This window comes from Lentzea cavernae, from assembly GCF_014653695.1.
Taxonomy (GTDB): domain Bacteria; phylum Actinomycetota; class Actinomycetes; order Mycobacteriales; family Pseudonocardiaceae; genus Lentzea; species Lentzea cavernae.
The window spans coordinates 63,026-78,540 of the sequence record NZ_BNAR01000018.1; the positions used below are offsets into that span (position 1 = coordinate 63,026).

31 protein-coding genes are annotated in these 15,515 nt (G+C 69.2%); 25 read left to right on the forward strand and 6 right to left on the reverse strand.

The features are described from left to right. Window positions 1–41 precede the first annotated feature (41 nt). From IE307_RS38315 to IE307_RS38395, 17 genes are all read left to right on the forward strand, one after another. A complete protein-coding gene (locus tag IE307_RS38315; RefSeq protein WP_191304369.1) occupies window positions 42–281 on the forward strand; it encodes a hypothetical protein in 240 nt (79 codons plus the stop codon). Next, entirely contained in the window at window positions 278–649 is a 372-nt protein-coding gene (locus IE307_RS38320) for a DUF6085 family protein (RefSeq protein WP_191304370.1), read from the forward strand. The genes IE307_RS38315 and IE307_RS38320 overlap by 4 nt, the downstream gene beginning before the upstream one ends. Further along, window positions 646–1,308, forward strand: coding sequence for a hypothetical protein (locus tag IE307_RS38325; RefSeq protein ID WP_191304371.1), 663 nt, complete (start codon window positions 646–648; stop codon window positions 1,306–1,308). The genes IE307_RS38320 and IE307_RS38325 overlap by 4 nt, the downstream gene beginning before the upstream one ends. Before the next feature lie 139 nt (window positions 1,309–1,447). Next, entirely contained in the window at window positions 1,448–1,831 is a 384-nt protein-coding gene (locus IE307_RS38330) for a hypothetical protein (protein WP_191304372.1), read from the forward strand. Further along, on the forward strand, window positions 1,824–2,282 hold the full coding sequence (locus IE307_RS38335; RefSeq protein ID WP_191304373.1) for a DUF4326 domain-containing protein: 459 nt from the start codon (window positions 1,824–1,826) through the stop codon (window positions 2,280–2,282). Before IE307_RS38330 ends, IE307_RS38335 begins: the two co-directional genes overlap by 8 nt. 238 nt (window positions 2,283–2,520) lie before the next feature. Beyond that, on the forward strand, window positions 2,521–2,946 hold the full coding sequence (locus tag IE307_RS38340) for a hypothetical protein (RefSeq protein ID WP_191304374.1): 426 nt from the start codon (window positions 2,521–2,523) through the stop codon (window positions 2,944–2,946). Continuing rightward, complete coding sequence (locus IE307_RS38345; protein WP_191304375.1) at window positions 2,943–3,221, forward strand: hypothetical protein; 279 nt, start codon at window positions 2,943–2,945, stop codon at window positions 3,219–3,221. Before IE307_RS38340 ends, IE307_RS38345 begins: the two co-directional genes overlap by 4 nt. Further along, the gene (locus IE307_RS38350) at window positions 3,211–3,507 is read left to right on the forward strand and encodes a hypothetical protein (protein ID WP_191304376.1); all 297 of its coding nucleotides are present in this window, start codon (window positions 3,211–3,213) and stop codon (window positions 3,505–3,507) included. The genes IE307_RS38345 and IE307_RS38350 overlap by 11 nt, the downstream gene beginning before the upstream one ends. Continuing rightward, on the forward strand, window positions 3,497–4,090 hold the full coding sequence (locus tag IE307_RS38355) for a hypothetical protein (protein WP_191304377.1): 594 nt from the start codon (window positions 3,497–3,499) through the stop codon (window positions 4,088–4,090). Before IE307_RS38350 ends, IE307_RS38355 begins: the two co-directional genes overlap by 11 nt. Further along, entirely contained in the window at window positions 4,087–4,692 is a 606-nt protein-coding gene (locus IE307_RS38360; protein WP_191304378.1) for a molecular chaperone DnaJ, read from the forward strand. Before IE307_RS38355 ends, IE307_RS38360 begins: the two co-directional genes overlap by 4 nt. Further along, window positions 4,689–5,552 carry a hypothetical protein gene (locus IE307_RS38365; protein ID WP_191304379.1) on the forward strand — a complete coding sequence of 288 codons (864 nt, stop codon included), beginning with the start codon at window positions 4,689–4,691 and terminating at the stop codon, window positions 5,550–5,552. Before IE307_RS38360 ends, IE307_RS38365 begins: the two co-directional genes overlap by 4 nt. Continuing rightward, window positions 5,552–5,986: a hypothetical protein gene (locus tag IE307_RS38370; RefSeq protein WP_191304380.1), complete on the forward strand. Its 435-nt coding sequence runs from the start codon at window positions 5,552–5,554 to the stop codon at window positions 5,984–5,986. Before IE307_RS38365 ends, IE307_RS38370 begins: the two co-directional genes overlap by 1 nt. After that, a complete protein-coding gene (locus IE307_RS38375; protein ID WP_191304501.1) occupies window positions 5,986–6,177 on the forward strand; it encodes a hypothetical protein in 192 nt (63 codons plus the stop codon). Before IE307_RS38370 ends, IE307_RS38375 begins: the two co-directional genes overlap by 1 nt. Next, complete coding sequence (locus IE307_RS38380) at window positions 6,170–6,622, forward strand: DUF3307 domain-containing protein (protein ID WP_191304381.1); 453 nt, start codon at window positions 6,170–6,172, stop codon at window positions 6,620–6,622. The genes IE307_RS38375 and IE307_RS38380 overlap by 8 nt, the downstream gene beginning before the upstream one ends. Before the next feature lie 121 nt (window positions 6,623–6,743). After that, complete coding sequence (locus IE307_RS38385; protein ID WP_191304382.1) at window positions 6,744–6,977, forward strand: hypothetical protein; 234 nt, start codon at window positions 6,744–6,746, stop codon at window positions 6,975–6,977. Window positions 6,978–7,012: 35 nt separating this feature from the next. Continuing rightward, window positions 7,013–7,684 carry a zinc finger domain-containing protein gene (locus IE307_RS38390; RefSeq protein ID WP_191304383.1) on the forward strand — a complete coding sequence of 224 codons (672 nt, stop codon included), beginning with the start codon at window positions 7,013–7,015 and terminating at the stop codon, window positions 7,682–7,684. 83 nt (window positions 7,685–7,767) lie between these two features. After that, the gene (locus tag IE307_RS38395; protein WP_191304384.1) at window positions 7,768–7,998 is read left to right on the forward strand and encodes a hypothetical protein; all 231 of its coding nucleotides are present in this window, start codon (window positions 7,768–7,770) and stop codon (window positions 7,996–7,998) included. Here IE307_RS38395 and IE307_RS38400 read toward each other — a convergent pair. The 5 genes from IE307_RS38400 to IE307_RS38420 form a co-directional block, all read right to left on the reverse strand. Continuing rightward, entirely contained in the window at window positions 7,995–8,207 is a 213-nt protein-coding gene (locus IE307_RS38400) for a hypothetical protein (protein ID WP_191304385.1), read from the reverse strand. The two genes, IE307_RS38395 and IE307_RS38400, sit on opposite strands and share 4 nt — an antisense overlap. Before the next feature lie 116 nt (window positions 8,208–8,323). Then, window positions 8,324–8,794 carry a nucleoside 2-deoxyribosyltransferase domain-containing protein gene (locus IE307_RS38405; RefSeq protein ID WP_191304386.1) on the reverse strand — a complete coding sequence of 157 codons (471 nt, stop codon included), beginning with the start codon at window positions 8,792–8,794 and terminating at the stop codon, window positions 8,324–8,326. Continuing rightward, the gene (locus tag IE307_RS38410; RefSeq protein ID WP_191304387.1) at window positions 8,791–9,159 is read right to left on the reverse strand and encodes an HIT family protein; all 369 of its coding nucleotides are present in this window, start codon (window positions 9,157–9,159) and stop codon (window positions 8,791–8,793) included. The genes IE307_RS38405 and IE307_RS38410 overlap by 4 nt, the downstream gene beginning before the upstream one ends. A gap of 151 nt (window positions 9,160–9,310) precedes the next feature. Continuing rightward, window positions 9,311–9,565 carry a hypothetical protein gene (locus IE307_RS38415; protein WP_191304388.1) on the reverse strand — a complete coding sequence of 85 codons (255 nt, stop codon included), beginning with the start codon at window positions 9,563–9,565 and terminating at the stop codon, window positions 9,311–9,313. Window positions 9,566–9,636: 71 nt separating this feature from the next. Next, entirely contained in the window at window positions 9,637–9,912 is a 276-nt protein-coding gene (locus tag IE307_RS38420; protein WP_191304389.1) for a hypothetical protein, read from the reverse strand. Between the two features lie 142 nt (window positions 9,913–10,054). Between IE307_RS38420 and IE307_RS38425 the strand changes: the two genes are divergently transcribed. Continuing rightward, complete coding sequence (locus tag IE307_RS38425) at window positions 10,055–10,477, forward strand: hypothetical protein (RefSeq protein ID WP_191304390.1); 423 nt, start codon at window positions 10,055–10,057, stop codon at window positions 10,475–10,477. A gap of 56 nt (window positions 10,478–10,533) precedes the next feature. Here the strand turns inward: IE307_RS38425 and IE307_RS38430 are convergent, their stop codons facing one another. Continuing rightward, window positions 10,534–11,352: a GntR family transcriptional regulator gene (locus tag IE307_RS38430; RefSeq protein ID WP_191304391.1), complete on the reverse strand. Its 819-nt coding sequence runs from the start codon at window positions 11,350–11,352 to the stop codon at window positions 10,534–10,536. Window positions 11,353–11,453: 101 nt separating this feature from the next. Between IE307_RS38430 and IE307_RS38435 the strand changes: the two genes are divergently transcribed. The 7 genes from IE307_RS38435 to IE307_RS38460 all read left to right on the forward strand — a co-directional run bounded on the left by IE307_RS38435 (window position 11,454) and on the right by IE307_RS38460 (window position 15,511). Then, a complete protein-coding gene (locus IE307_RS38435) occupies window positions 11,454–11,675 on the forward strand; it encodes a helix-turn-helix domain-containing protein (RefSeq protein ID WP_229905494.1) in 222 nt (73 codons plus the stop codon). Window position 11,676: 1 nt separating this feature from the next. Continuing rightward, a complete protein-coding gene (locus IE307_RS47360; RefSeq protein WP_268250455.1) occupies window positions 11,677–11,802 on the forward strand; it encodes a hypothetical protein in 126 nt (41 codons plus the stop codon). Between the two features lie 58 nt (window positions 11,803–11,860). Then, window positions 11,861–12,034, forward strand: a complete 174-nt coding sequence (locus IE307_RS38440; RefSeq protein WP_191304393.1) for a hypothetical protein — start codon at window positions 11,861–11,863, stop codon at window positions 12,032–12,034. Between the two features lie 373 nt (window positions 12,035–12,407). After that, window positions 12,408–12,872, forward strand: coding sequence for a hypothetical protein (locus IE307_RS38445; protein WP_191304394.1), 465 nt, complete (start codon window positions 12,408–12,410; stop codon window positions 12,870–12,872). Further along, on the forward strand, window positions 12,869–13,153 hold the full coding sequence (locus IE307_RS38450; RefSeq protein ID WP_191304395.1) for a hypothetical protein: 285 nt from the start codon (window positions 12,869–12,871) through the stop codon (window positions 13,151–13,153). The genes IE307_RS38445 and IE307_RS38450 overlap by 4 nt, the downstream gene beginning before the upstream one ends. Next, entirely contained in the window at window positions 13,153–13,500 is a 348-nt protein-coding gene (locus IE307_RS38455) for a TraA-like protein (RefSeq protein WP_191304396.1), read from the forward strand. Before IE307_RS38450 ends, IE307_RS38455 begins: the two co-directional genes overlap by 1 nt. A gap of 34 nt (window positions 13,501–13,534) precedes the next feature. After that, complete coding sequence (locus IE307_RS38460; RefSeq protein ID WP_191304397.1) at window positions 13,535–15,511, forward strand: hypothetical protein; 1,977 nt, start codon at window positions 13,535–13,537, stop codon at window positions 15,509–15,511. The last annotated feature ends 4 nt before the right edge of the window (window positions 15,512–15,515 follow it).

Here is a 15,515-nt window from a genome sequence, read left to right on the forward strand (position 1 = left end):
CCAACATCGACACCCGCCGTGCGCGGTGTCTCCGTGAATGCGTGACGACTTTCCGCGGCGAGCACGGCGCGGCGATGCCGGGCGGCCCCTTCCCGGGCACCAGCGGGGAACCGGGGGGCGTGCGCCGCTGCGAGCACGGCCAGGTGTGGGTGTTCGAGAAGGACGACGTCTACGGCTTTGACCACTGGGAGTGGCTCAGCCGTGTGTGGAACCCGGTCCGGTATCGCCGTGCAGTGCGCGCGTTGCAGCGCAACGACTTCAGGAAGGAGCCTCGGTCGTGACCGAGCAGAACAAGGCGCCGGAGGTCCGGCTGAGCCCGGATCGCACGCGAGTCGCTCTGCGGTTCGAGGGCCGCGAGTACTGGACCGCACAGGGCAACGGCAGCTTCGAGGCGCTTATGTCCGACGAAGACGTCGCGGACTGGACGCCGCTCGTGCCCGACGACGGCCAGCGCGAGCACGTGATCGACGTGCGCGAGGACGGGTGGACGATCAAGCACCCGATGTCCTGCCGCAGTGACCTGTTCGCGTGCGAGGTCAACCGGGCGGCCGGGCAGCAGATCAAGGCGATGCCCGCGCCCGCCGGCAAGTACGAGTGCGGCTTGGATGGCGCGGGCGTGTTCTCGATCGGGAAGGCGGTGACGTCATGACCGAGCCGGACACCGGTGCACCGTTGGTGGAGCAGATGGCGATCGCGATCTACTCCACCTCGCTCGGCGACGACCTGGGGAAGTCCGTGAACACCCCGTACTGGGACGACCTGCCGAAGTCTGGGAGGGCGGCGTGGCTGGCAGAAGCGGCTGCCGCGTTCGGGTCCGTGGTGCGGCCGGAGCTGGAGCGGCTCACCGCCGAGTCTGAACGGCTGCGCCAGCAGCGGGACAACGGCATACTGCGCCACGACGAGGCGTTCGGCGACATGCTGGCCATGGTGAAGAACTGCACCGGGCACCCGGACAGCGGACACGCCTCCCACTTCGACCAGATCCAGACGCTCCGCCGCGAGCGGGACGAGGCGCAAGCTGCGCAGGCTCTCGCCGAGGAGCGGATCGCCCTGACCCGCAAGGCCCTGCGTCTCGAAGAAAAGTGGTCGGTTCAGCACGGCGCGCTCGCAGTGCGGCAGGAACGGGACCGGGCGACGGAGGCGCTGGCCCAACAGCAGACCCTGCTGAGCCAGGCTCGCGAGGTGCTGGAGCGCGTCGGCTGCCAGTTTGACATGTGTACCGGGCCGACCAGCGCACCGGTCGACATGCGGACCTGCTTCGTGTGCGAGTTCCTCGGCCGCACGTGGGCGGACGGGGTGCAGCGGTGAGGCGGCGGGAGCGGTTGCCGGCGTTGTGGCGGCGCATCAGCAGCGGAGGGTACGGCCGCTGGTCAGACCCGCGGGGCATGCTCCAGGCCCGCGAGCCGTGGTGGCGCAGGCTGCGACGCCCAGGCGGTACCTCGTGAGCGTGGTCCGAGAAGTCACGTTCACCTGCGACCACGATGGCTGCGCGAACACCACCACGGTGCTGATCGAGTGCGTCGACGCCGATGCGGTGTTCCAGCGGGCCGCGCGGAAGCAGGCCTACGACGCGGGCTGGGCGTTCAGCAAGGGCACGGACCTGTGTCCCACGCACCGCCTACCGCCGCTAGAGGTCCGGTACGCGGACTGCCCCCGCGAGGGCTGTGGCCGCAACGTTGCGGTGAACAAGGACGGATCGCTACGCCGCCACCGGCGCCTTGTCGACGGTGAGCTCGGACCGTCCTGCCGGGACCCGATCAGCGGCGACGTGCACACCCGATACCCGAACCAGGTCAGCGACAAGCCGTTGGAAGGAAACCCCGATGCCTGAGCGGATCCAGCGCAAACGCACCGTTGGCTGGCGGATGCCTGAGAGCACGCAGTTCGTCGGCCGCCCCACGAAGTGGGGCAACCCGTTCGCGCTCAACACCGACTACGGCCTCGCCCGCGTGCCGGGCGTACTGAGCGGCGAGCCCTGGGAGTACGAAGGCCGCATCAGCAGCGACGGCGCACGCCACGACTACCACCACCCCGACGGGCGGATCACGGCCTGCCACGTCCGCTTCATGACCGCGGCCGAGTCCGTCGAAACCTACGAGCGGCTCCTCACCGGAAACCTCAGCCCGTCGATGGTCGCCGCCGGCTACCGGCTCGACCGCCGCAAGGTGACCGCCGAAGACGCGCAACGCGAGCTGGCAGGGAGAAACCTCTGCTGCTGGTGTCCGCCTCAGCAGCCGTGCCACGCAGATGTGCTGCTCAGACTGAGCAATCGTGAGGTATGACGTGCCTGTCGCGCTGGACCTGACCAATGAACGGTTCGGGCGCCTCGTGGCGCTCGCGAAAGAAGGCAAAGACAACCACGGAGCCTGGATGTGGCGGTGCCGCTGCGACTGTGGTGCAGAGCCACTTGTTCGCGCCGCGACCTTGAAGGCCGGAGCCTGCAGTGCGTGTGCATCATGCGCCTCGACGCGACCGACGCACGGGATGACTGGCACCGCTCTCTACTCACGGTGGAGGTCAATGCTCGACCGCGTCGGCAACTCCCAGCATCGTCAGTACAACAACTACGGCGGCCGCGGCATCACGGTGTGCGATCGATGGCGTCGGTTTGAGGCATTCGCCGAGGACATGGGGGCGACCTTCAAGCCGGAGCTGGAACTCGATCGGATCGACGTCAACGGCAACTACCGTCCCAGCAACTGTCGCTGGATCACCCACGCAGAGCAGCAGCGCAACAAGCGCACAAATCACATCGTCTCGTTCGCAGGGCGAACCCAGACCGTGCAGGACTGGGCCGAACTGCTGGCCATCAAGCCGAACACGCTGATCTACCGGCTGCGCCGCGGCTGGTCTACCGAACGCGCGTTGCGGACCGGCGCCGATTCTGACGTCTGGCAAAGGCTTCTTTCTGTGAACAGCGCTCAGGTACAGGAGGGGACGCGGTGAGCGCGCACGTCGTGTCCTGGGCCAAGCTCATCGAATCGCTGGAGACGGCCTGCCGCGATCAGGGCAAGTCGATGCGTGAGGTCGCCAAGGAGCTCGGCATCGCAGGGTCGGGACTCACCAGGTTGAGGCAGGGCAAGAGCCTTTCCGCTGACGCGACCGCTGCGCTGGTGGCATGGCTCTACCCCGACGACATTCCACCGTGGATCGAGCCCTGCTCGCCGACCGCTGGCCGGTCCTCGCACACACTGCAGAGGGGAGAGGGCGATGGCCGCTGACTACCACCGCGAGGAGACGACCACGACGACCGTGCGGCTGGTCGCGAAGGCGCCGCTCGACGGCACCGCGGACGTCTACCAGATGCTGATCCACGCGAGGCTGGAGCTCAACGAGCACCTCGGCAACGGGCGCACCGACGGCGACCCCGGCTACGGCCGGATCTGGCTGGAACCGGTCGGGTCCGAAGGCGACTCCGACGCTGGCATCGCAGTGCGCTTCGACAAGTCCGTCACCCGCGCCACCGGCGGCACGCTGTCGAGCGGAGGTGCGACCCGTGCCCACTGACTCGCCCGTGATCGTCGCGCGCATCCCGGCCGGCCAGCCGCTCGACCTGAGCCAGGCGGTGCTCGCGCTGTTCGGCACCGTGCTCGACGACTGCCACATGGCCCCTGGCAACGGCACCGACAGCGCCGCGGACATCGTCGGCGGCGAAGGCCTGCCCGTGAGCGACATCGTGCAACGCCTCCGGCGCGCGATCAGGAAGCTCGGCAAGACCTTGCCGAGACCGATCCCTGAGGACGAGCCCGACGACACGCTCGCCGAGGACCCGCCGCGGCTCAACGCCATGCGAGCCACCGAGACGGGCATCGAGCTTGGTATCGGCGGAGCAACCGAGGCGGCCCGCGCGCTCGCCGCCGATCTGCTCGCCGTGTTCATCCCCGCCCTCGATGAGGCGGGCGCCGAGAACTACCTGTCCTGGGACGCCGTCAACCCGACGACGGGCGACGCGTACTCCGTGATGCTCGTGAAGTCGAAGGGCCTCACACCGCACCAGGCCCGCCAGCGCGCGGACGCGGAAGCCGCGCGTCTCCGCGAACTCTGCCGGGCCAACGGCATCGACCCTGAAGCGAAGGAGGTGCCAGCGTGACGTCCTGGCAGATCGAGCCCCTCGGCACCTGGGGCCGCGAGGTCACGAGGAATCGGCGGCCCGCGCACACGTTCCGCGTCTCCTGGTCGAACACCTTGGAGTTGCTGACATCCGAGATCGAGATGCTCGGCGTGCGCGGGGTGATCGCGGTTCGAATCGACGTGCAGCGTGCGGACATCCGCCTCGACGGCATGATCCGAGCCCGTGCACGTGCCGGCTTCCCCGGCGTGGTTGTCTCATTCGAGTCCCGGTTCGGGCCGCTGTCGTACGCGACGGACGCCTACGACACGTGGCAAGCCAACGTCCGAGCGATAGCCCTGTCCCTGCAGGCGCTGCGCGCGGTCGACCGGTACGGCGTGTCCAGGTCGGGGGAGCAGTACGCGGGCTGGCGCGCCATCGAGTCGAGCAAAGCCACGTCGGAATTCGCATCGGCGGACGACGCACTGCGTTGGCTCGAAGAAGTCGTGGCCGAGCCTGGTATTCGCAGCCGCAAGAACCTGGTGCGGCTCGCTGCCCTGAAGTGCCACCCAGACCAACGCGACGGCGACCGGACGATGTGGAACCGGTACGAAACCGCCCGGAAACTCGTGGAGACCCTGTGACCGACATGCTCGACCTCGGCACGCCACCCGCCAAGGCGCACAGCAAGACGGCGCCACCTCGCGACCTCAACGCCCGGGCCATGTGCGAACTGCTGGAGCGGCACTACCGCGGCAAGGACGGCCACCGCGACCAGGACAGCCACGCCACGTTCCGCGAGCTGCGCGCACCAGACCAGGTGCACTACGCGGATTTCGTCGCCGTCAGCCTGTGGAGCAGCCGCGGCCTGGCGGTCGACGTGCACGAGATCAAGGTGTCTCGCGCGGACTGGCTCACCGAACTCGCGAAGCCGTCGAAGGCAGAAGCTTGGTGGCCGTACTCGACCCGCTTCTGGCTCGTCGTGCCTGACGCGTCGATCGTCAAGGCCAGCGAGCTCCCCGAAGGCTGGGGCCTGATGGTGCCGCCGAAGAACGCGAACCACCGCGTGATGCAGAAGCTCGTGAAGCCCGCCGTCCGCACACCAGTCCTGCCGCTCGAACTTCTTGCTCGGATGCTGATGCGCGGCCGAGACGAGGAGAAGCGACGCCTGGAGACCGCCACCCACGAGGCGTTCGTGAAGGGAGCCGAGCAGGCGCGAACGCTCACCGAGCCCGCGAGAGCGCCGATGACGCCGGCCGAGCGCGAGCGGCTCAGGACGCTCGACACGCTGGAGCTGATCGTCGGTAGCCCGATCGGCAACTGGAATAGCCGCTACAACGCCCGACAGATCGGGGACGCGATCCGGTGGCTCGAGACCGTGAACAAACTGCCCACCAACTACGAGCTCGCAAACCTGACCAAAGTCGCCGAAAAGATCACCGCGACCGTCGAGGAACTCGGCAAGCTGCTTCCCGAGGTCGCCCCGAACAGGACGGTGGGCTGATGGACGCCACCACGACCTACCGCCTCGTACTGCCACGCTACGACCTCGCGTGGGAGATGGTTCAAGGCAAGCGAAAGCGGCTCATATGGGACACGCTGCGCGGCAACGCGCGGCCTGGCCACTGGGCGATTCGGCATCGCGCGGTGAAGCAGGTCATCAGCGACGTCGTCACGCTCGCCCGAGCGAACCGCGTGCCAACCGGCAGGCACCTCACCGTCCAGCTCGTGTGGGCACCCGGTGACCGGCGCCGCGCCGATGTCGACAACCTCGTCGCACTGCAGAAGGTCATGTGCGACGCGCTCAGCCGCGGACGCAAGGACCTACCCGGCCTGCACCTCGTGCCAGACGACACACCGCAGTACATGACCAAGCGGATGCCAGAGATCCTGCCGCCTCCCGAGAACGGGCTGTGGCTCAACGTGGAGGTGTCCTGATGGGCAACGACAACGCCACACTCATCTTCCGCAGAGTGCAGCCCGACAAAGCAAAGGCCGAGGAGACGAGGCAGGAACGACGGCGGGCCGCGCGTGCGCTCGCCAGCACGTTCGCGCGCGACGCCCAGGACTGCGCGCTGCTGCTCGACGCGCTTGGCCTCACCGCCGCTGAAGGGAAGGCGCGTGCCTGACATCGGCACCTTCGCGGGTGTAGCCGTCGGCCTGCTGATCGCACACCAAGTCGGTGACCACTGGGTGCAGAGCGGACACCAGGCCGCAACGAAAGACCGACGTGATCACGCGGGCCGGATAGCCTGCGCCCGCCACGTCGCCTCCTACACCGTCGTCACCGCGAGCACCGTGCTCGCGTTGTGGGGAGCGTTCCAGCTCAACATCACCTGGCAGGGCTTCGCCGCCGGCCAGGTGATGTCGGCGGTGACGCACTACTGGGCGGACCGCCGCTTCACCCTCGCCCGCCTCGCCGCGCTCGCTGGCCTCGCCCCGTTCTACGCGCTCGGTGCGCCGCGTGAGGGCCGGGACGACAACCCGTTGCTCGGCACCGGGGCGTACGCGTTGGACCAGTCGTGGCACTGGGCGTGGCTCGGCGTGGCGGCTTTCCTCACCGCGGTGCTGTGACATGACACGACACGGCAAGAACCTGACAGAAGCACGACATCCGCGTGCCCGTCGCGCATCAGGCTTCGAGACGCGGTACGAACAACCGAAGCCCTTGCGTCCCAAGCCAGAGAGGTGATCGGTGAAGATCCGTCTGATGGGCACCAGCGACGAGCTCAACGCCGCGATTCCGCTGCTGGGCGAAGTGTTCGAGGTGCTGGAGGTCAACGGCCCCTATGCCAACAGGGGAGCCTCGAAGCTCGGCCGGGTCTACGTCGAGGTCGCCGCACCCGCCCCAGCCGGGCCGGTACAGGCACACGCGGTGCGAGCCGACCGCGCCGAGATCACCAGCAAGCACCGCCAGCTCAAGCGCTAAACATCCCACGACCCCAACAGAAACAGGGCAGGAACGTGACGCAGACCAGCACCCACCCGACCGACACCGCACACCTGCACGACGGCGACCGGATCACGCTGGAGGAGCTCTCCATCCACCTGTCGGCCGCCGCGGTGTGGTTGCGGCAGCTCGCCATTGCGGCCGAGACGCCGTCGGTGCCGGTCGAGCTTGAGGAATTCTGCGACGACCTCGACCGTGCAGCGAACGAACTGGTCCGCAAGGCCGAGCGTGTGGCCGAGGTCAACGGGATCATCGCCGACGAGAAGCCGTTGCACCGCAAGTTCAACGGCAGCGAGCCGTGGGGGTTCGCGGCCCACGGCGCGGACCCAGACAAGACGCGGTACGGCAAGAAGCTGTCGACCGTGCTCACCCACCACCAGATCGTCGCGCTCGCCCGACCGGACATGCCGTGGCGCTCCGACCAGACCGAGCCCGGCATCGCTTACCTCGACGGGCTGGACGGTCTGCCGGGCTTGGATCGGTGGGAGTCCAAGCGCGGCGCCAAGCGGCGCGCGCAGGAACGCGAACAGCGCATCCTCGCGACGACGCGGCAAACCCCGTGCCCCTCGTGCGGCGCCGAGCCCAACCGTGAGTGCCGGACCAAGACCGGTCGTGTCGCCGAGCTGTCGCACCAACCGCGGCGCCAAGCGGCCGTCGCGCACGTCGACGCCGCAGAAGCCAGCTAGCGGAGCCACCGAGCGCGCCGCCGTACAGCGGCCCCTGGACCACCTGGTCTGGGGGTCGTTGTCGTGCTGGCACACTTCGCCGCGTGGCGAACGACAAGTGGGACACCCTCCGGCAGCTGCCCGACACCCTCGACCCTGCGACGGCAACGGTCTACGTTGCGGTCGACGGCAGCCCTCTGGCCAAGCTCGGTGGCCGGCACCACGTGTTCGAAGGTGAGGTGTGGTGGGAGCTGGCCGACGGCGCCGGGTGGAAGCGCAGCATCCTCACGGCCGGTGATCTGGCGAACGACCCGAACTGGCAGGTGCAGGGTTAGGGCTTGATCTCGGCCTCGAGCTGGGCGGAGAGGTCGTACGGGTGGACCCAGGCCAAGCCGCCCCGCTCGACGTGGCAGTAGAAGCGGGTGGCGCCGCGGTCGGGCCACAGCTCGAACTCGGGGTCGCCAGCAGCGATCTCTTCCATGCGGCGGTAGTCGGTGCCCCAGGAGACGGCTTGGCCGTCGCGGCGGTCGCGGACGATGAGCATGGCGGTCCTCCTGGGGCGGGTGCGCGGGCATCGTAAGCACACCCTGGGTGGACACGGATGCGTGCATGAGTGCGGCCCCTGACCTGGTGTGGTCAGGGGCCGCGGTGCTGTCCGGGTCAGAGGCGGGTGAGCGCTTCGCGGACGGTGTCGTCGAGGGTGTCGCACACCGGTCGTCCGTAGCGGCGGGCCAGGGCGATCAGGTAGCGGTTGCGTTCGGGGTTGGGGCAGTCAGGTGGGCAGCCGAGGACGACCTGGCGGTGCGCGGTCACGTCGTGGCCGAACTCGACATTGGTCGTGAAGCCCGGCATCACGGCGAGGTCGCGGGGGATCCAGAACAGCACCACGCTCGCCGACCCGCGGGCTGCGGTCTCCCACTCGAACTGGTCGTCGTAGTGCTTCGCCCGCACGCCGCCGCGTGACTCCGGCGTCAGCACCGTCAACGGGCCGCCCGTCCAGGCCGCCTCGATCGCCTCGACCGCAGCTGGCCGCCACGACTCGACGCCGTCACCGGCGCGCGGGGTGGGCCCGGCGAGGAACACGGACGGCCCGCTGGGGATCGGCTCCCGGGCCCACGCCACGCGGATCATGCCGTCTCCTGCAGGGGCTGCGGCCACGGCAGGGCGATGTGGTCGCCGGGTCGTCTTCGGAGCAGGTGCCAGTGCAGGTGCTGCACGGTCTGGGAGCCGTAGGGGCCGATGTTGGCGATGAGGTTGGCGTCGTGCCAGCCGAGTTCGAGGGCGAGTTGGGCGGCGCGGGCGGACACGGTGCCGGTGACGGTGGCGTCTTCGATGGCGGTGGCGACGTGGCAGCGGGGGATGACGAGGACGTGGTCGCCGCGCTCGCCGACACCGGTTCTGGGGAGGATCGCGATGGCGTCGGGCCACTCGCGGACGACGGTGGCCGGCGCGGTGTCGGCGGCGATGGCGCAGAAGACGCAGGGCGTGGTGGTCATGGGTTCATCCTGTGGTCCGGTCATGGGGTGATGGGAGGGGTTTCCCGTTGCCTCTTGCGGAGGGGGCGGGGAGACAGAGACGGATGTATCCATAGGGGATGGATGAGAAAAGGGCAGGGCTCTGCGCCGCGTGGGCGCGGGCCCCGCCGGGTCAGGCGGTGATCAGCAGGACGTGGCGGGCCGTGCCGCCCAGTACCAGCGCCGACTTCCGGTCCTCCGCCGTCAGTCGCCGCTGGTCCGCCTCCCCCCGCAGGTACACGTCCTCTCGCATGGTCAGCTGGCACAGCGCCTCGTCGACGAGGGGGCGGGGGTAGAAGGTCAGGGAGGCACGGAGCTCGACAAGGGGCGTCTCACGGCCGACCAGGGCGGTGAGACGAATGAGGGAGGCGAGGGCGACGGCGTCCACCGGGGGCTCCTTGGGTAGGGGCTGAGCCAGCGAGGGGAGGGGGTGGCGGCCCCCGGAGGGGCCGCCGGCCGTCAGGCCTGGAAGTACTCGGGCTCGATGATCAGCAGGTGCTTGTCCTCGCCGGCGATCCGGACGGCGGCCGCGTGGTCGGTGGCGTCGAGGACCTTGCAGTTGGCGGAGGCGACCAGGTGGACGAGGCCGGTGCCGGTCATCTCGAGCAGGGTGGCGGTGATGCGGTCCTGGGGCTCGTTGATGCGCTTGCGGAGGGTGGCGAGGCGGACGGCGACCTGGGGGCCGTCGGAGAGGTCGTCGTAGTGGGCGGCGATGATGTCGGCGGTGAGGTTCATGGTGTCTCCCCGGTCTCTGTGTTCCCCTTGCTGATGTAGAGAACTCTACAGCTGTACCTGTAGACCTGTCTACAGTTAGCAGCGCTTCACTCGGTTGGCGTAGCTGTAGACATACCTACAGCTGACCTGTAGGGTCCTCTACATGAAGCCGTTGCAGACATACAAGATGGAAGCCTGGCTCGGAGACGACCACGGCCTCACAGACGACCAGGTCGAGCAGCTGCGCCAGATCTCCGACGAGATCTACGCCCGCTACTGCACCCCCGACCCGGACGGTGACGACCCCGAGATGGAAGAGGCCGACCTCGCCCAGGCCAGTCAAGAAGAGCGGGACGTCGCCCTGCAGACCGCCTACCGGCTGCTGCTCGGCGACGAGGGCGTCATCGCCGAGCTCACCCGCGACCGCGCCGCCGCCCGGCGGGAGGAAGCGCGCGCAGCCGCTGGACTCAGGCAGGCCGCGCTCATGGTCATCGAGCCCGGCACTCGGCACGACCGATCCGAGGCCGCCTTCGCCCGCCGCGTCGGCGTGGACCGCATGACCATGAGGAAGTGGCTCGGCAAGTAGCCCCGAACGACGGCGGCCCCGAGCCTTGAAGCTCGGGGCCGCTGCGTGTATCGCGTCTACTCGGCGGGGGGCGTAACCGCCTCGGTCGCAGGCGCTGGCGGCCACGACGCTGACTCATCCCGCTCGAGGACCGCCACGACCTCGTAGCGCGCGCCGTCCATGCGCGTGTCGTTCACTTCCACCGCGCGCCCGTCCGGCAGCGATGCCGTGCGCAGGATGCGCACCAGCGGCCCGCCGTGCACGACGCCATCCAGCGCCTCGGCCTCGTCTACTCCTGCCGCGACTGCGCCTTGGGCTTCCTCCCAGACGAGCGGCTCGCCGTAGTGCTCTTCGATGCGGTCATAGATCCCGCCCAGCCCGGTGTTCGCCTCGCCGATGACCGGCAGTTCGTCCCGCAACCAGGCCGGCAGGTATGACACCGCGCGCTGTCGCCCGCGCGGCTCGGGCTCGGGCTCGCCGACGACGCGTGTCCGCTTCACGACCTCGCTGCCAGGCTCAATGCCAAGGCGACGGGCCATCTCGACGGGGGCGGGCACGACTTCGACTGTCGGCGTGCCGATGAGCCGGTAGCCCTGGGCTGTCTCGTCGAAGTAGTAGCTGATGCGGTCGCGGAAAACGAACCTGCGGCGCGGGATGCGCACGATCGCTTCCGGTTCCCTCACGAACACGCCGCCACCCCCGAGGCCAACAACGAGCCCCTCCGCGCGCAACAGGTCGAAGGCGTTCTGCGTGGTCTGGGCGGCCACTCCGTAGCGCTCGCGGAGTGCCCGGCCTGTCGGAAGTTGATGCCCGGGCTTGTAGTCGCCGCGGTTGATCGCTGCGCGCAGCTCGTCGGCGATGAGGCGTGCCGTGTATCTCGGCGGCGGAGTCGACATCGCGCAAGCGTACGGGTGATCGCTCTAGACAGCTTTGCCACATTTGTACTCTAATGCTCTAGAATGACTAATCTAGAGCAATGCTGAGTCAAGGGAGACCCATGACCGAGAGCGAGGTCGAGTTCCTCCTAGTGCCGGAAGTGGCCAAGCGACTGCGGGTGTCCGATCGCACCGTGTACCGCCTGATCGACAGCAGGCAGCTCGCCGCGACCAGGGTCGGCGCTGGGCGAGGAGGACTGCGCGTCCGTCCAGACGCGCTCGTCGAGTTCGTTCGTCGGCGCGAGCAGACCGCCGCCTGCCTGGTGGCCGAGGTCGTGGCCTGACATGGCCCAGACCCGCCGCTGGGACGGCGAACCCGAGACCGAGGCCGACAAGAGGTTCTTCGACCTCAGGGACTCCGGCTACACCGGCCCGATCGACCAGGACGGCAACATCCCCGGCCCCAGCTAGCCGAACTGATCCAGCGAACACCAACAACCTGAGAACAACACGCGAAGGAGCTACCGAGATGCCATCCCGATTCGGCGAGCAGGTCAGCAGCGGGGACGCCTACCAGACCGCCCGCGGCGCCACCAAGCACATGAGCAACGACACGCTGGCCGCTGTGGCGAAGCAGAGCGCCCCCGACACGGAGCAGCACTGGGCCGCCCACGACGAGATCGCCTCCCGCGGAGGCAAGTGATCATGGCGAGCTGTTCCGGATGCGTCGGCCGCGGCACGGGCACGAACTGCTGCATGTGCAGCAACCCGATCCCGGCCGACAAGCAGCGCACGCCTGACTCGCCCAGCGAGATCACGGGCCGCTGACCGAAAGGAACGAACACCCATGACTAACGACCCGACCGAGCCCCGCTGGACCTGCGCCAACGGCCACTCCAACCCCGCCACCGCCAACACGTGCCGGATGGCCGGCTGCGGCTCCCCTACCTGACCCGCGCCCGGCCTGCCTTCCCCCGCAGGCAGACCAGGCGCTCCCAGGTCGTCTCGGCCGCCCCCACCCCTCACAGGGCGGCCGAGACGACCGCACCCCAACCAGCACACCGGAAGGACAAGCCGTGGAACTCACCGACGACATCGACACCCTCGGCGTGGCGTTCCACGAAGTCGGCCACGGCCTGGCCGCCAGCAAGGCCAGCCTGGCCGTCAAGCGCCTGCGCATCGAACGCTCCTGGTGGACCGGCAAGGTCTCCTGCGGCTACACCCTGCTCAACCCGCCCACCCCCGACGCGCCCGCCACGGTGTGGCAGGCCTACTCGGTCATGCTGTTCGCCGGCCAGACCGCGCAGCTCCGGTTCTACGACCAGGCCGGCGTCCTCACCCCCACCGTGCAGGCCAACGTCGAGCGCGGCTCGGCCAGCGACTTCCAGTTCTGGCTCGACGACCGCGCCCGCACCGGCGGCATGACCGAAACCAACGCCCGCCGCAGCGCCCAGGCGTTCTGCGACCAGCACTGGCCGCGCATGACCCAGCTCGCCGAACGCCTCGCCGCGCGCATGCAGCTCGCCGGGAGCGCACTGTGACCGGGCTGCTGATCTTGCTTCGCCACAGCTGGTGGCACGTCTCCTACTACGGGCACCTGCTGCTGCTCGCCCTGCTAGCCGCCGCCCGGTTCGTGTTCTTCGGCCTCGCCGTGCTCGCCCACCGCATGCACACCGACGTCGCCGCCCACGGGCAGGTCGTCGCCGACACCCTGTCCGCCACCAGCTACACCGACCGCGTCCGACCCCGCTCCGACCGCTACGCGCGCATGGCGTACTTCCTGCTCCACCCCCGCACCACCGAACACAAGGAGACCAGCTGATGGCCAGCCACTTCGGCGAGCTCGCCGACATGGAACTGCGTGACCCCGACGCGCTCTACCACTTCTGCGACCGCGTCCGCGACGACGCCCGCGAGCTGTCCTGGGCCCTGCAGTTCCAGGCCGACATGCTCCAGGGCGACCTGTCCACCGTCGCCGTGCCCGAGGGCCGGTTCGGGTCGCTGTCGTCCAAGGCCCGCGCGAAGGCCGTCGCCTCGTGCCTGCGTCTCGCCGCCGAGGCGGTCACGCACGCCGGCCGCCTCACCGTGAAGTGCTACTCGCTGTTCAAGCGCCACTACCTGGTCGAAGAGTCCGAGCCCAGCAAGCCCCGGTTCAAGCTCCCCGCCTGACCCCTGTCCCCCCGCGTGACCTGAGGAGTGAGTCGTGCCGAAGAAGCCCAGCAAGGCCGTCGAGGCGGTGAAGGACCGTGCTGTCGCGCAGGCCACCAGCCGAGGCAGCGTCGTCGTGCGCCCGGTGGTCGGCATGGTGTGCGAGCTGGGGGCGTCGGCCGCGCTGTGGGGCTTTGCGTCGCCCGAGGTGCTGCCGTGGATGACCCCGGCGCTCGCGCTGTCGACGGCGGGCTTGACCGGGTTGGTGTGGCACGTCGGCCGCGACCGGACCCCGGCCGGCCGGGTGCTCGCGATTGGCACCACCGCCCTGACCGGAACGCACCTGATCGCCTCGTCGATCGTCGGCCCGTTCGCCACCCCGTTGATCCAGATCTGGGGGTGGCTCGGCGGCACCACGGTCGTCGCCTGGGCAGTGCGGTTGTGGGTGGCCCGCAGCGACGCCCACCTGGAAGACGGCAAGAAGCAGGTGTCGTTGTGGGACCAGGCCACGGCCAAGGTCGGTGGCGCGTTGGAGGGCTCGGTGTTCAAGGCCAAGCAGGTGACCGCCGACAGCATGTCCGGCCAGTTGCAGCTCGAGCCCGGCGCCACGGTGAAGAATGCCCAGTCCAGCCTTGAGGAGCTGGAGTCCGTCCTTGGCCTGCCGGTTGGTGGGGCGACGCTGTCGCGGGATCGCAGCCACGCTGCGCGTGGGGAGTTGACGTTGATGCGCCGCGACGTGCTGGCTGACCCGCTGCCGTACCGGGGCCCGTCGGTGGTCGGTGGCAGTGTGGCCCAGCCGTACCGGGTGGGCCGCTACGCGCACGGCCGTGACGCCTTCATCCAACTGCACATCCCCGGCTTCGGCGAGGTGCACCTGATCATCCAGGGCATGACCGGCTCCGGAAAGACCAAGGGCGCGCACCAGCTGTTCGCCGAGGAGTTCACCCGTGTCGACGGCTACACGATCTACGTCGACACCGTGAAGGGCGCCCAGTCCCTCGGCCCGCTCGCGCGCGGCATCAAGTGGGCGATGCGCACCGAAGCCGAGGCCAAGGCGCTCATGAAGGTCCTCAAGAACAAGATCATCCCTCTGTTGTCGCAGTACCTCGGCCAGAAGGGTCTGGACTGCTGGGAGCCGGGCTGCGGCTTCCCGCGCATCTCGGTCCACGTCGAGGAGGGCGCCGGCCTGTTCCTGGGCAACGAGGCGTTCGTCCGCGTGCTGGAGCGGGCGCGGTCGGTCGGCATCCAGGTGAGGCTCTCCGCGCAACGGTTCTCCTACACCTCGCTGCCCACGGACGCGCGCGCCCAGTTCGGCGCGGTGTTGTGCTACGGCGTCAAGGACGTCGAGGATGCCAAGTTCGCCATGCCCGACCACGTCTTCGACGCTGGCGCGGACCCGTCGCTGTGGCAGAACGAGCAGCCTGGCTGCAACTACCTCGTCGCCCCAGGTGTCAGCGCCGCTGACCAGGTCACCGGGATGCGCACCGAGAAGACCGAGCGCGCCGAGCTTGAGCGGCTCGCCGAGTACCAGCACCAGCACGGCGCGGATCTGCCGGACTGGCTGGCCGAGGCGTTCGGTGAGCTGCACGAGTCTCGTGTGCCGGTCGAGGTGCAGATGAGCACCGCGCCACCGTCGGCGGACGTCGACGAGGGCGACGACGAGGACGACGACGTGCTGTTCGGCGAGGACGCTCCGCGCGCCTGGGCGCCGTCGGAGGAGGAGCCGGAGCCGGACGTGCAGCCTGCGGGCATCGACGAGCCGATCGAGCGCGTGGACGGTGGCGGCATGCGGTTCGGTGATCGCGGCACGGCCACGCCGGAGGAGGCCCGCGCCCTGTTCGAGCAGCGGCTGTTGGAGCTGCACCGTGAGGGCCGCGAAGAGGTGCGTGCGGCGGACATGGTCGAGGTCGCGCGGGCGGCGGGACGGTCGCCGGCGTGGGTGTACAAGCAGCTCAACGGCCGTGTCGACTCGGGTCACATGTCGCGGACGGACACGGGGTTCCGGTTCGAGCGTGCGCTGGAACCCGCCTGATCAT